Origin of the sequence: Vaginella massiliensis (genome assembly GCF_900089075.1) — a bacterium.
GTDB classification, from domain to species: domain Bacteria; phylum Bacteroidota; class Bacteroidia; order Flavobacteriales; family Weeksellaceae; genus Weeksella; species Weeksella massiliensis_A.
The window spans coordinates 692,547-706,114 of record NZ_LT593746.1 but is presented as its reverse complement, the minus strand read 5'-3'; the positions used below and the strand labels follow the sequence as shown (position 1 = coordinate 706,114).

Below are 13,568 nucleotides of genomic sequence, written 5' to 3'. Positions count from 1 at the left end.
TAAAATATCGAGTATGCAAAACGAATCATTATTACGAATATCTTTGATACAGTTCGATGTGATTTGGGAAGATCGCGAGGCCAATTTTGCCTATATGGATCAATTGCTGAAGCATCATCGTTCGGATCTGATCCTTTTGCCCGAAATGTTTGCCTCCGGATTCAGTATGAATGTCGAAAAAATTGCAGAAAAACCATTCGGTCCCTCTTTCGAATGGATGCAAACCAAAGCCAAAGAACTCAATTCGGCTATTGCAGGAAGCATTTCGACCAAAGAAGCTGACTTATATTTCAACCGTTTCTATTTCGTCACACCCGAAGGCGCTATTTACATTTACGATAAAAAACATCTGTTTGGTTATGGCAAAGAAGCCGATGTCTATTCGGCAGGTGATCGCATCGTTTCTATCTATTACAAAGGCTGGAAGATAAGACCCATTGTATGTTACGATTTGCGTTTTCCTGTTTGGTGTCGCAACACCGACGAATACGATTTGTTGCTCTGCAATGCTTCTTGGCCGCAAGCACGCCGCCATGCCTGGATGACCTTGTTGCAAGCCAGAGCAATGGAAAATATGGCGTTTGTAGCTGGGGTAAACCGAATTGGGACAGATGGTTATGACCTGGTTTACCAAGGCGATTCGAAAATGTTTGACGAACTGGGGCAAGAAATGGAAAACTTGAGCCAACATGCCGAAATACTTAGTTTTGAGTTGGATCGAGATAAAATGTGGCGAACTCGAAAACATTTTGGTTTTCTGAATGATCGAGACGATTTTGTATTGGAATTGTAATGGTGATGGACGCAGTAGTAGAAAATTTGGAAGAAATGCTTCAGAAGCGTAACATCAACCCAACGTCGATGCGGATTTTGGTGTTGAAAAAACTTTTGAAAACTGAAGTTGCCCTAAGCTTGAATGATCTGGACAGCCAACTCGACCAGGCAGATCGTTCTACCATCTTCAGAACGCTCAAAACCTTCGAAGAACACAAACTCATCCATGCCATAGAAGACGGTACCGGAGCTGTAAAATACGCCTTGTGCGAGTCCAACTGCCTCTGCACGCCAGAGTTTGCGCATGCTCATTTTCATTGCACTATTTGTCAAAACACTTTTTGCCTACGCAAGGTTCATTTACCCGAAATCGTTCTTCCAAAAAATTTCGAGGTCGAACAGTCTTCTATCGTTCTCAGAGGAGTTTGCGATCACTGCACACCCAAGTCAAGATTGCAATAAAGTTGCATATCGTTTTTTATAATTTTGGCAGATAAAGATTCCGATTATGTCAAAAAATCATGCGTGTTGTTGCACTTCGCACAGCCATCAACATCATACCGATCACGATCATCACCATGAACAAAAACCATGGTTGCTGTACGCCAGCTTGATTTTATTCTTTTCGGCGCTCAGCTGTCAGTACCTCATCCAACCCAAATGGTTTATAACATCCAACGTAATTCCGCTTGTTTGGTACGGATTAGCTTATCTTTTGGTTGGATTTTCGGTTTGGAAACAAGCGTTTGAATTGGTCAAGCGATTCGATTTTTTCAATGAATTTTCTTTGATGGGCATTGCTACCTTAGGCGCATTTATCATTGGCGAATATCCCGAAGGCGTAGCGGTGATGCTGTTTTATACGATTGGTGAACTTTTTCAGGATGCGGCGGTAAGCAAAGCAAGACGAAATGTAAAAGCCTTGTTGGATGTGCGTCCAAATGTTGCCCATGTTTTTCGCCAACATCAACTCATCGATGTCGAGCCCGAAACGGTAGAAATTGGCGAACGAATTCAGGTCAAAGTTGGAGAGAAAATTCCGTTAGATGGCGTTCTACTTTCCGAAAAGGGAAGCTTCAACACCTCGTCTCTTACAGGCGAAAGCAAGCCAAAGACTTACCTCAGAGGCGAAACGGTATTGGCCGGAATGATAAATTTGGAGAATGTAATCGAAGTCGAAACATCCAAAAAATTTAACGATACTTCTATCTCCAAAATTCTACAATTGGTAGAAGAAGCCAGCACACGCAAAGCGCCTACCGAATTGTTCATCAGAAAATTTGCTAAAATTTACACACCCATCGTCTTCTTTTCAGCTTTGGCTTTGGTCACGATTCCATATTTTACGGTCGAAAATTATCGCTTCGAAGATTGGTTGTACCGCGGTCTTGTATTTTTGGTCATCTCCTGCCCATGTGCCTTGGTGATTTCTATTCCATTGGGTTATTTTGGCGGAATCGGTGCGGCTTCTAGCAATGGAATTCTCATAAAAGGATCTAATTTTCTCGACCTCATCGCCAAAGTAGATACGGTGGTCATGGACAAAACGGGTACTGTGACTGAAGGAATTTTTGAAGTGCAGTTGGTCGAAACTTTCCTCGACACCCATGAGTTTCTCGAAATGGTCTCTGCGCTCGAAAAGCAATCCAACCACCCGATAGCCAAAGCTGTTGTTGCTCATCACGCTTCGAGTCTCGACGCCGAAAATGTAGAAGAAATCTCGGGAAAAGGACTGAAAGGAAATTTTAATACTAATGAAATCCTCGTCGGGAACACTCGCCTGCTAGCACAATTTGGAATCGAATATCCTGAAAAGTTAAATTCGATCGAAGAAAGTTTGGTCGTAGCAGCCAAAAATCAGCAATATATTGGACATATTATAGTGGCGGATAGGATAAAAGCTGAAGCTAAAGAAAGTATTCGAGATCTGAAAAAACTCGGGGTGAAGAAAACCGTCATGCTGAGTGGCGATCGCATTGGCATCGTGAATGAGGTTGCCAATGCCGTGGGTATAGACCATGCCAAAGGCGAATTGCTGCCCGAAGATAAGGTGAAAGAAGTGGAAAAGCTGAAGGCAAAAGGTGCTGAAACGCTTGCTTTTGTAGGTGACGGAATCAACGATGCTCCAGTTTTGGCTTTGAGTGATATTGGGATTGCGATGGGAGGATTGGGTAGTGATGCCGCAATAGAAACTGCCGATATGGTGATTCAGACCGATAATTTATCAAAACTGAATACCAGTATAAAAATAGGTCGAGCGACTCGAGCAATTGTTTTGCAAAATATCGCCCTAGCTTTAGGAATAAAAATCGTTGTATTGCTCCTTGGCGCCGAAGGTGTAGCCAATATGTGGGAAGCCGTTTTTGCCGATGTTGGCGTTGCTTTGTTGGCAATTCTCAATGCAGTTCGTATACAAAAAATGAAATTCTAACGGCAGAAAAACAAAACTCGAACCAGATTCGGAAATAAATTCCGATCACGGCTCGAGTTTTTCATCTCGTGCAAGGTCATTACAATTGAATTCAGGTTTCAACATTCTATTGATGCTCTTACAAAAGCTCCAATTTATTCAAACCTTATTTCTTTATGCCTTGTCACAATAATTTTAGTTGAAAAGGTATTTTATTAAAAAAGTTATCCTATCATTTTTTCAGATTCTTTATCCCCATATTCCATAAGGTGAAAGCAAATTTGTCGGCAGTTTCGTTGATGATCACTTCTGTCGAACGACCAGCTCCGTGCCCAGCTTTGGTTTCGATACGAATCATGACCGGATTTTTACATGCTTGCTTGTCTTGTAACTCTGCGGCAAATTTGTACGAGTGCGCTGGAACCACACGGTCGTCGTGGTCGCCTGTCGTCACCAAGGTTGCCGGATAACATTGTCCTTTTTTTACATTATGCACGGGCGAATAAGCCTTGAGGTAATCGAACATTTCTTTGCTATCGTCAGCTGTACCGTAATCGTATCCCCAACCAGCACCCGCTGTAAACGTATGGTAACGCAACATATCCAAAACTCCCACTGCTGGCAAGGCTACTTTTGCAATTTTCGGATTTATGGTCATGGTTGCTCCTACTAATAGTCCGCCATTAGAACCACCAGAAATTGCGGTATATTCTGCAGAAGTGTATTTGTTTTGTTGCAGATATTCTGCAGCTGCTATAAAATCATTAAAAACATTCAGTTTGTTGAATTGCCTTCCGCCATCGTGCCATTTTTTACCGTATTCACCTCCACCGCGCAAATTGGCAACCGCATAAACTCCGCCGTTTTTGATCCAAGTGGCTGTGGTTACACTGAAAGAAGGTGTAAGGCTGATATTGAATCCGCCATAACCATAGAGAATGGTTGGATTTTTTCCATCGAGTTTCAGACCTTTTTTATAAGTGATGATCATCGGAACTTTTGTGCCATCTTTAGAAGTATAAAAAACCTGTTGAGATTCGTATTCCTCTGGATTGAATTTGATGGCTGGTTTTATGTATAATTCAGATTTTCCAGTTTCTAAATCGAATTTGTAACTGCTACTTGGCGTGATATAGTTGCTAAAAGTGTAATAAACTTCTGTTTCGTCTTTTTTCCCACCGAAACCTCCTGCACTTCCCAAGCCTGGCAATTGAATGTCGCGTATTTTCTTACCAGCTTTGTCTAATTGCTGAATTTGCGTTACGGCATCTTTCAGGTAGTGAGCAAAGAAATATTTGCCTGCGGTAGAGACATTCAGCACATGATCGATTTCGGCAATTACATCTTGCCATTGGTCTTTGTTGGTGTTGGTATAAAGGGTTTTTATCAATCGATTGTTGGGCGCTTTGTAATTGGTTTGTACAAAAAGTACATCACCTTGGTTGTCTACAACCGAAGCATTTTGGTCGAACCCTTTCGCCAATTGTATAAACTGTTTGTCTTTTGCATTCAAATCCTGAACATACAATTCGTTTCCTGTTGTAGTATTGGCAGCGGTAATCACCAAGAAACGCTCATCTTCGGTAAGGTAAGCTCCAATATATCTACGCGGCGTTTTTTCTCCACCAAAAATCAATTCATCATTTTTTTGTGGCGTATTTAAGGTATGAAAATACACTTTGTGCTGATCGGTTTTTTCAGAAAGTTCAGAACCTTTTGGCTTGTCGTAACTAGAATAGTAGAAGCCTTCGTTGCCTCGCCATGCAATGCCAGAGAACTTCACATCTACCAGCGTTTCGCCTACTTGCTTTTTGGTTTCTGCATCGAGTACGATTACTTTTCTCCAGTCAGAGCCTCCTTCAGAAATAGAATAGGCAACCAAGCTCCCATCTTTAGAGAAGCTTACGTCTGAAAGCGATGTAGAACCGTCTTTAGAAAATGTATTCGGATCCAAAAAAACTTCTTCTTTCCCGTTTTCACCTTTTTTTCGATACAATACCGAGTGCTGTTGCAAACCGTCGTTTTTGTAATAATAGGTGTAATTTCCTTCTTTGAAAGGCGTTCCTACTTTTTCGTAATTCCAGATGTCGGTGAGCTGTTTCTTCAGTTCGTCGCGTAACGGAATGGCATCTAAATAAGAAAACGTAAGTTTGTTTTCGGCCTCTATCCAAGCTTTGGTTTCTGCCGATCGGTCGTCTTCGAGCCAGCGATATGGGTCGGCTACTTTCTCACCAAAATATTCGTCTGTATGTTTAGATTTTTTGGTGCTGGGATATTTGCCATTAAAGTCTTGTGCGTTCAAACTCATGAGTAGACCAAGATTTAGAAGTAATATGGATATTTTTTTCATGGTATAAATGTTTTAATTTATTTTTTTCTGAATAAATACAGCCACTAAATTACAGTTTCTTTTCTACAATGCCTTGTCTTCGTTTTTTTTTTTGTAAAATGTTGCTGATTTTAGGCTGATTTTCTCTTTTTTCTAAAAAGTTTTATAAAGGTTTGAAAGCGCATTAAATCAATATTATTCTAATTTTAATGATTTAACTGATGTTGCTTTTTTAACAAAAAAAATCCGATTCGGGCGAATCGGATTTTTCTTATGATTGCAAGTTGAATTTTTCTTTAAGATTTGTCTTTGTTGATTTCGTTTGCTGCTGTAAAAGAAGTCACCATCGTGTTCAACATATCCGAGGCAACGGTTGGCGAGTTGGGCAACAACACCAATTTGCTACCCGAATTTTCCCCTACAGCTTGCAGTGTATCGTAGTGTTGGGTAACCACGATAAGCGCCGAGGCTTCTTGCGACGAAATTCCTACGCTATTGAGTACATCTACAGACTCTAGTAGTCCGCGAGCAATTTCTCTACGTTGGTCGGCAATTCCTTGTCCTTGTAGCCTTTTCGACTCGGCTTCGGCTTTTGCTTTTTCTACGATGAGTATTCGCTGAGCGTCACCTTCATATTGTGCAGCGATTTTTTCTCTTTCGGCTGCGTTTATTCGGTTCATGGCGTGTTTCACTTGTTCGTCTGGATCGATATCGGTAACCAAGGTTTTGATGATTTCATATCCGTACGAGTTCATGGCTTCTTGTAGTTCGCTTTTCACGGCGATAGCGATGTCGTCTTTTTTCTCGAATACATCGTCTAATCGAAGTTTTGGTACTTCTGCTCGAACCACATCGAACACAAAAGAGGTGATTTGGGTGAACGGATTATCGAGCTTGTAAAAGGCATCGAAAACTTGGGATTTGATTACTTGGTATTGAACCGAAACTTTAATGCGAACGAAGACGTCGTCTTTGGTTTTGGTTTCGACAACCACGTCTAATTGTTGAATTTTGAGTGATAATTTTCCGGCTATTTTATCGATTATTGGAATCTTGAACTGTAAGCCGGAATTGCGAATGCTATGAAACTTGCCAAAGCGTTCTACTACTACTGCAGTCTGCTGTTTTACAGTGAAAATCCCGAGTACGATAATGACGAATGCGATGAAAGCAAAGAAGAAAAAAGTTGTACTAAACATGAGTGCATATTTTTTTCTAAAGTACAAAAAAAAGGAATGCCTTACAACATTCCCAATTCAAATTTTGCCTCTTCGCTCATCATATCTCTATCCCATGGTGGGTCGAAGGTGATTTCGACATAACATTTGTTTACGTATTCGATTTCTTCTACCCTCATTTCCACTTCGCGTGGTAATGATTCGGCTACGGGACAGTTAGGCGATGTGAGGGTCATCAATACTTTTACTTCGCCGTCATGGTTTACGTGGGCGTCGTAAATGAGACCTAACTCATAGATGTCAACTGGGATTTCTGGGTCGAAAATGGTTTTGAAAACAGAGACCAATTCTTCTCCAATATTGTTGATTTGTTCTTCGGTAAGTGCCATTGCTGAGATTACTAAATTTAGACGACAAAGATATGAATTATGTTTAGATTATTTCTAAATAACAAAAAAATCGCTTGGTGGATTTCTCCGACACAAGCGACATTATTAAACACAGTTAATATTTATTAACGAGGAAGAAAATTATTTAGGAGATGGATTTTATAGTCCTTTTGTCCATCCTTGAGCCCAAGTTGGTGTATTGACTCCGTTTCCTGCACCAGTTGCATTAGGATTTTCTGTATATACATTTGATACATCTACAGCTTCGTTGTTAGAATCTTTACCTGTAGATTTTTTGGTTACGTTGTCAAATTTCACGTTGGTTGCTTTCAGTTTTGTACCTACAGAAGCGATGGTTTCGTTGTGTTGTACGTCGAATCCTACTTCCCAGTTGCTCAATACCAAGTTGTCTATGATTCCTTGAGTACCTACGCGTAATTTCAATGCTTGGTATTCATTTTCGTTACTTACTTTTCCGGCACCAATCAAGGTAACATTTTTCAGGTTTGGAGCAGAAACTGGTGTTGCAGATGGGTTGCTCGAGTTGTTGTCTGCCTCTATACCGCGGTTACCAGGGTTGGTTTTTTTACCGTACCAGTTTTCACCGTTCCCGTTCCATCCTTCAGTCCAGTCGAACATATCATCACCAACATGTTCTGGATTAGAGTTCACGACAACCAAGTTGCTTGCGTCAACAGTTCCACCAAACCATTCGAAACCGTCATCAGAACTTTCGTACACTTGTACGTTTTTCACTTTTGTACCTTTTCCAACACCGAAGAAAGAAAGTCCGTTGAATTCTTTTTCTTTGTTGTATGCGAAACCTGAATATTCTATTCTTAGGTATTCTATGGTTCCAGAGTTATCGTTTACATCTGTTCCACCGTAAGGTAATTCACCTCCCACCTCTGTTGTAGCAGTTGTTCCTTTGTTGATTGGTGCTTTACCTGCAAGTACCAATCCTCCCCAGCTTCCTGGTATTTTTGTTACAGCAGTCATTACTACAGGGTTGGCAGCAGTACCTTCTACAAATATTTTACCGCCTTGTGCGATAGAGATGTAGCGAACTTCTTCGTAAGCTGTTGAAGACGAAGGAGCAGTAGCTTCAATGATAACGCCTGGTTTTATTCTTAATGTAGCTCCGCTTTGTACAATAAGTTTACCCGTAAGTCTGTAAGTTCCTGATTCTAATACAACTTCACCTTTTGTAATTTCACCTTTAAGGTCGTTACGATTTACCACAAAATCTGATGGGTTCTCTGGGTTTACGTGTGTAGGTGCATCATCATCGCTATTACAAGAGATGGTTGTTGTTGTAATAACACCCAATAATAAAGCTACGCTTAACAATTTTGAGATTGATTTTTTCATTTTTTTCTAAATAATAGTTATTAAAGTTTATTTTAAATTCGATTAAAATTTATAATTCACCGATAATCCGAAGTTTACACCAGTCTTATACGAAACCACGGTAATGTCTTCGGTGGTGTTTTCTTGTACTCTTTTGAATGTTTGATTCAACAGGTTCTTTGCACTCAAATTGATGCCAACATTTTGGTTGAGTTTCGTACGCAAAATAAAGTCGAGTGTGCCAAAACTTTTATCAACGAGATTTCCCATTTGTTCGTTATTCAACGCATAGATTCTGTCAGAATAGTATGCGTATGCCAAGGTTGCCATAAGCTGCCCATCGTTTCGCCATTTTTTATGGTAAGAGATATCGGCATTGAGGATGAGGTCAGAAGCACCTGCCAATCGCGCTTTTGGCGTTGTAAGGTTGAGGTTGTACACTCCGTTGGTCTCGCGGTAAACTTTGTCTTTGTCGATCTCTTGGTCGGTTTTCATGTAGCTCGCATTGAAACCAGCCGATAGAGTATTTTCTGAATCGTACCCAAAGTCAAGAATATTTTTTCTCAATTCTACTTCGGCACCTACCACATAGCCGTAATCACCATTTATCCAAGAAATATCATTGGTAGAAGATGCAATTACAACTTCGTTTATAGGGTCTTGAATATATTTCCCAAAAGCGGTAAGCGAGATCAACTCTCCTCTATTCGGGAACATTTCCCATTTGAGGTCAACATTGTAGTTTTGCGAAGGATACAAGTACGGATTTCCGTATTTGGTCTGTGTTACGTCTTCGTACAAAAACAAGGCTCTTTCTTTGAACTGTGGCAAAGTATAGGTTTTGCTGGCAGCGAAACGCAAGTTTTGACGATCGTTCAGCATATACTTCAAAATAACGCTTGGCAAGAAATAATCTTTTTTCAGCTCGTTGGTTCTCTCCGAAGCGTCGAGCTGGGTACGCCAATCAATTTTTTGTACAATATTTTCGTACCTTACTCCTACCATGGCACTCAAACGCTCGCTCAGGTTGTATTCTACCGTTGCGTATGCAGCATGCGAATTTTGCTCACCGTTGTAGGTTTGCGGTGCCAAAGTTCCGTTGTAGGTCGAGATAGAAAAATAGCCGTTGTTTAGATTCGACTGATTGAAGAATGCATCTAAATTATTTGGATCTACAGGATTGTTCAATTGGCTAGAAACGATTCTAAAATTGAATTGCCTTGCTTCGAAATCGCGTTCTACAATTTTACCATTGTAGCCAAAACGGATAAAACCTCGATCAATCCCTGCGGCATTTTCGTTCAACTTGTAAGTGAAGCCAATGTTCCCCACATAGCTATTTTCGTTCAAATTATGAAAATATCGGTGGTTGTCTGTAGTGGTTACTTGCACCAATCGGTAAACATCACTCGCTTTGTCGTAGCGCAACGTATTTTGCGTGCGATCTGGCAAATCACTTTCTATCTTGTTGTAACCCAAAGCCCAATCGAGATCCAAGCGAGAACTCAGTTTGTTGTTCCCCAACAACTGATTCACCATCAAAGTATTTTGGGTGTAGGTATTACGGATGATCAGCCCGTTGTCATCTTCGGCCAAATCTCGTATAAAACCATAATACAAATCTCTCGATTGCTCAGAAGAGTTGATAAACAATAAGTTGTACTTTAAGCTATGGTCCTGATTGATTTTATAATTCGCATTAAACATTCCGGTTGAATTGGTTTGGTAGGAATATTTTTTATGCGGATCGAATGATTTTAATCTTGCTCCCAATCCGGTTGAAGCGTTTACCGTTTGGTCCAATCCTTCTCTGAAATCGTAGTCGCTGTCGAAATTAGCGGTGGCAAAAAGTCCCAATTTTCCTTGCGCACCAATTCTGAACGATTTCCCTGCCGTGATGCCAAAATTTGGCCCGATGGTTGCCGATTTGCTCGGATTCAATTTGGTTTTAAATTGATATGTATTCAACGGATCATTCGGCAATTTAATATCAGAAAAACCGGTCTTGCTCGGTCCGCTTTGCAACATAAAGTCTGGTTTCCCTACGGCATTGGTATTGAAGTTGCTTCCCATCGAAATCTGAAGCATCCCTTTGCCTGTATAGTTTTTAGAAACAATATCTACTCCTGCACCAGAAAAATCTCCCAAAACCTTTGGCGAATAAACCTTGTCTACCGATAAATATTCGATAATGTCGGTATCAAAGAAGCCTAAATCGATATTCTTGTATTCTGGATCGTTCGATGGCAACGGCAAACCGTTGAAAGTGGTCGAAATGTATCGGTCGCCCAACCCTCGTACATAGATGGCGCTGGTTCCTTCTAATCGAGACACTCCCGAAACTTTGGTCAGCGCAGTTGCAGCGTCGCTCACCCCTTTGCGTTCCAACTCTTGCGCCCCAACGTTGGTCACAATGTTAACCGATTTTTTCTGTATATTGAGCAACTCTGCCTCGCTCGAGCGATTGCGGGTTGCATTGATGGTGGCACCTCGTAAGTCTATATTTTGCTCTTCGATGTTTTCTTTTACCAAAACAAAATTGATGTTTTTCACATCTTCGCCTAAAATCGTCACCGACTGCAATGCAGATTTGTAACCAAAATATTGCACCTCCAATTCATGATCACCCTCGGGCAACACAATGGTATATCTACCGTTTTGATCTGTATAAAATGTTTCATCTAGTGCCGGAACATAAATCTCTGCACCTACCAACGGATGGTTCTCTTGATCGAGAATTTCACCCGAAACAGTCTTCTGCTGTTGAGCAAAAACTCCAGAAGCAACAAGCAAAAATAAAGCGGTTGTAATACGTTTCATGTGTGTTTAATAATTTACATCGCAAAATTCTACCGAAGTTTCGAGAAAGGGTTTTATAGAAAATCAAGAAATTGTTTACAAATAGTTAATAGAAATTTCGTAATTTTAAATCATTGTTAACTTTAGGAGGTAAAAACAAAAGGCTTAAATTTTACCTTAATTTTACTTTCTTAATTAAGACTGTGATCATGAAAAATCCTAAAATTCTCTTAGTAGACGACGATGCAGATATTTTAGAATTTGTATCGTACAACCTCAAAAAAGAAGGTTTCGAAGTAGAAACCGCAACAAACGGATTAGAAGGAATAAAAAAAGCTAAAATAGAAAAACCTCACCTCATCTTGATGGACGTGATGATGCCACAGATGGACGGTATAGAAGCTTGTATAGAACTCCGAAAACTAGAGCAGTTCAAAGATATCTTAATCGTATTTTTGTCGGCAAGAGGCGAGGATTTTTCACAATTAGCTGCCTACGATTCTGGAGCCAATGATTATATTGTAAAACCCATCAAACCCAAATTGTTGGTAAGCAAAATAAAAGCATTGCTCAAACTGAAAGCTGGCGAACAAGAAGAAGGAAACATCATCACGCTGAAAGATTTTGTCATCAACCGAGAAACTTATAAAGTTACGTTTTTGGGTGAAGAATACGCTCTGCCTAGAAAAGAATTCGAACTGATTGCACTCTTGGGTTCGAACCCAGAGCGAGTGTTCAAACGTGAAGAAATCCTCGACAAAGTTTGGGGTAACGAAGTCGTTGTAGGCGGTAGAACCATTGATGTGCATATGCGAAAATTGAGAGAAAAATTTGGAAACGATCGTTTTTCGACCATCAAAGGAATTGGCTACAAAATGAATAATTAATGCCAAACAAAATCAACAATATCCAGAGTTTTTGGTGGGGATTTATCATTACCCTTTTCTATTATGTCATTACTTTTATCATCTATTTCTTTTGGTTCAATGACCTCAGTAAAATTCCGAAACACACCACATTCTTAGGCGTCACCTACCTCATCAGCACCGTCATACTCGGGATTTTGATTCAATGGACGACGAACCTACAGCGTAAAAAAGACTTGAAGGCAATTGCTGCCATCATCCCTGATGCAAACGAGATAGAAGAACTAAACTTCTCTGACATTTCTGAAAAAATAAACACCATAACAGAAGATCAGAGCAAGCAAATCGACATCTTGAAAGAACGAGAAAACTATCGACGCGAATTTTTAGGAAACATCTCGCACGAGCTAAAAACGCCGCTGTTTTCGGTTCAAGGATATTTATTAACGCTGATAGAAGGTGGCGTAGAGGATGAAAAAATTCGAGACAAATACCTCAACAGAATCAACAAATCGGTCGATAGGCTGATTTATTTGGTGAAAGATCTGGATATGATTACCGACTTCGAACGAGGAAACCTCAGACTCAATTGGGGAACTTTCAACATCACAGCTTTGGCACAAGAGGTCATCGATTTGCTCGAGATAAAAGCAGAAAACAAAAAGATTGTGATAGGCTTGTCACCGTCTAATTTACAGCCAATCATGGTGAAGGGCGATATGGAAAAGATTCAGCAAGTGCTCATCAATCTGGTGGTAAATGCTATTCATTATTCTGAAAACAAATCCAAAATCAAGATCCAAATTACCGAAATCGACAACAAAGTAAAAGTCGATGTTATCGACCAAGGAATTGGGATGAAAAAAGAAGATATGGATAGAATCTTCGAGCGTTTTTACCGAATCGAAAAGAGTCGGAATCGAAATTTAGGAGGTTCGGGATTGGGCTTGGCAATCGTAAAACACATTTTAGAGGCACATCAGCAAAAGATCACCGTGAAAAGTAAATGGGAAGAAGGCTCTACCTTTACCTTTTACCTCGACAAATCGTGATTGAAGACAAATTTCAGATGTTTTTTGTTTTTGTACACGTGAATTGTATCGTTGTTCGGATTTTTCCAAATATTATAAGGACTGCTAATATTCAGAATCGACCCCTTGTTGACACTGTCGTTCATCAATTCATTATACAAATCTGCATCCTCTTTCAGAAAAGCATCGTCTTTGTACGGAATCAAATAATAATCTTTGGTAAGGTAAATCGGTTCTTTGATACGAATGGTAGAATCGGATTCCATCTCCCAATTGATCACCTTTGGCGAGATTCCCACTTCGTAATTTACATAAATACGGGTATGATTCACAATATACCGCACCGTAAATAAAATACCCACGAGCATGCTCAGCACCAAAATCCAATATAGTAAAGACTCTTTTCGCATTTAGTAGTTGACGGTTAATTAACTACAAATAT

11 protein-coding genes are annotated in these 13,568 nt (G+C 40.1%); 5 read left to right on the top strand and 6 right to left on the bottom strand.

Annotated elements, in window-relative coordinates:
- Positions 1-13: 13 nt before the first annotated feature.
- The 3 genes from BN8061_RS04580 to BN8061_RS04570 are packed head-to-tail and all read left to right on the top strand — an operon-like array spanning position 14 to position 3,205.
- Positions 14-793, top strand: a complete 780-nt coding sequence (locus BN8061_RS04580) for a nitrilase-related carbon-nitrogen hydrolase (protein WP_068596891.1) — start codon at positions 14-16, stop codon at positions 791-793.
- Positions 794-798: 5 nt separating this feature from the next.
- A complete protein-coding gene (locus BN8061_RS04575) occupies positions 799-1,236 on the top strand; it encodes a Fur family transcriptional regulator (protein ID WP_068597939.1) in 438 nt (145 codons plus the stop codon).
- A gap of 46 nt (positions 1,237-1,282) precedes the next feature.
- The gene (locus tag BN8061_RS04570; RefSeq protein WP_068596889.1) at positions 1,283-3,205 is read left to right on the top strand and encodes a heavy metal translocating P-type ATPase; all 1,923 of its coding nucleotides are present in this window, start codon (positions 1,283-1,285) and stop codon (positions 3,203-3,205) included.
- Between the two features lie 211 nt (positions 3,206-3,416).
- On the opposite strand, the gene BN8061_RS04565 is transcribed toward BN8061_RS04570, so the two are convergent.
- The 5 genes from BN8061_RS04565 to BN8061_RS04545 all read right to left on the bottom strand — a co-directional run bounded on the left by BN8061_RS04565 (position 3,417) and on the right by BN8061_RS04545 (position 11,250).
- The gene (locus tag BN8061_RS04565; protein ID WP_068596887.1) at positions 3,417-5,534 is read right to left on the bottom strand and encodes a prolyl oligopeptidase family serine peptidase; all 2,118 of its coding nucleotides are present in this window, start codon (positions 5,532-5,534) and stop codon (positions 3,417-3,419) included.
- A gap of 275 nt (positions 5,535-5,809) precedes the next feature.
- On the bottom strand, positions 5,810-6,712 hold the full coding sequence (locus BN8061_RS04560) for an SPFH domain-containing protein (protein ID WP_068596885.1): 903 nt from the start codon (positions 6,710-6,712) through the stop codon (positions 5,810-5,812).
- Between the two features lie 41 nt (positions 6,713-6,753).
- Positions 6,754-7,080, bottom strand: coding sequence for an iron-sulfur cluster assembly protein (locus BN8061_RS04555; RefSeq protein ID WP_068596883.1), 327 nt, complete (start codon positions 7,078-7,080; stop codon positions 6,754-6,756).
- A 159-nt stretch (positions 7,081-7,239) separates the two neighbouring features.
- Entirely contained in the window at positions 7,240-8,451 is a 1,212-nt protein-coding gene (locus tag BN8061_RS04550; RefSeq protein ID WP_068596881.1) for a hypothetical protein, read from the bottom strand.
- A gap of 42 nt (positions 8,452-8,493) precedes the next feature.
- Positions 8,494-11,250, bottom strand: a complete 2,757-nt coding sequence (locus BN8061_RS04545) for a TonB-dependent receptor (RefSeq protein WP_068596879.1) — start codon at positions 11,248-11,250, stop codon at positions 8,494-8,496.
- A 188-nt stretch (positions 11,251-11,438) separates the two neighbouring features.
- Between BN8061_RS04545 and BN8061_RS04540 the strand changes: the two genes are divergently transcribed.
- Both BN8061_RS04540 and BN8061_RS04535 read left to right on the top strand, forming a co-directional pair.
- Complete coding sequence (locus tag BN8061_RS04540) at positions 11,439-12,116, top strand: response regulator transcription factor (RefSeq protein ID WP_068596877.1); 678 nt, start codon at positions 11,439-11,441, stop codon at positions 12,114-12,116.
- Positions 12,116-13,147 carry a sensor histidine kinase gene (locus BN8061_RS04535; RefSeq protein WP_068596875.1) on the top strand — a complete coding sequence of 344 codons (1,032 nt, stop codon included), beginning with the start codon at positions 12,116-12,118 and terminating at the stop codon, positions 13,145-13,147. Before BN8061_RS04540 ends, BN8061_RS04535 begins: the two co-directional genes overlap by 1 nt.
- On the opposite strand, the gene BN8061_RS04530 is transcribed toward BN8061_RS04535, so the two are convergent.
- Positions 13,129-13,536, bottom strand: a complete 408-nt coding sequence (locus BN8061_RS04530; protein WP_068596873.1) for a hypothetical protein — start codon at positions 13,534-13,536, stop codon at positions 13,129-13,131. The genes BN8061_RS04535 and BN8061_RS04530 overlap by 19 nt on opposite strands.
- Positions 13,537-13,568: the final 32 nt, after the last annotated feature.

What these genes read in the sequence shown, in the direction of transcription:
- BN8061_RS04580 (WP_068596891.1), top strand. Translation starts at nt 14, where the DNA reads ATGCAAAACGAATCATTATTACGAATATCTTTGATACAGTTCGATGTG.
- BN8061_RS04575 (WP_068597939.1), top strand. Translation starts at nt 799, where the DNA reads ATGGACGCAGTAGTAGAAAATTTGGAAGAAATGCTTCAGAAGCGTAAC.
- BN8061_RS04570 (WP_068596889.1), top strand. Translation starts at nt 1,283, where the DNA reads ATGTCAAAAAATCATGCGTGTTGTTGCACTTCGCACAGCCATCAACAT.
- BN8061_RS04565 (WP_068596887.1), bottom strand. Translation starts at nt 5,534, where the DNA reads ATGAAAAAAATATCCATATTACTTCTAAATCTTGGTCTACTCATGAGT.
- BN8061_RS04560 (WP_068596885.1), bottom strand. Translation starts at nt 6,712, where the DNA reads ATGTTTAGTACAACTTTTTTCTTCTTTGCTTTCATCGCATTCGTCATT.
- BN8061_RS04555 (WP_068596883.1), bottom strand. Translation starts at nt 7,080, where the DNA reads ATGGCACTTACCGAAGAACAAATCAACAATATTGGAGAAGAATTGGTC.
- BN8061_RS04550 (WP_068596881.1), bottom strand. Translation starts at nt 8,451, where the DNA reads ATGAAAAAATCAATCTCAAAATTGTTAAGCGTAGCTTTATTATTGGGT.
- BN8061_RS04545 (WP_068596879.1), bottom strand. Translation starts at nt 11,250, where the DNA reads ATGAAACGTATTACAACCGCTTTATTTTTGCTTGTTGCTTCTGGAGTT.
- BN8061_RS04540 (WP_068596877.1), top strand. Translation starts at nt 11,439, where the DNA reads ATGAAAAATCCTAAAATTCTCTTAGTAGACGACGATGCAGATATTTTA.
- BN8061_RS04535 (WP_068596875.1), top strand. Translation starts at nt 12,116, where the DNA reads ATGCCAAACAAAATCAACAATATCCAGAGTTTTTGGTGGGGATTTATC.
- BN8061_RS04530 (WP_068596873.1), bottom strand. Translation starts at nt 13,536, where the DNA reads ATGCGAAAAGAGTCTTTACTATATTGGATTTTGGTGCTGAGCATGCTC.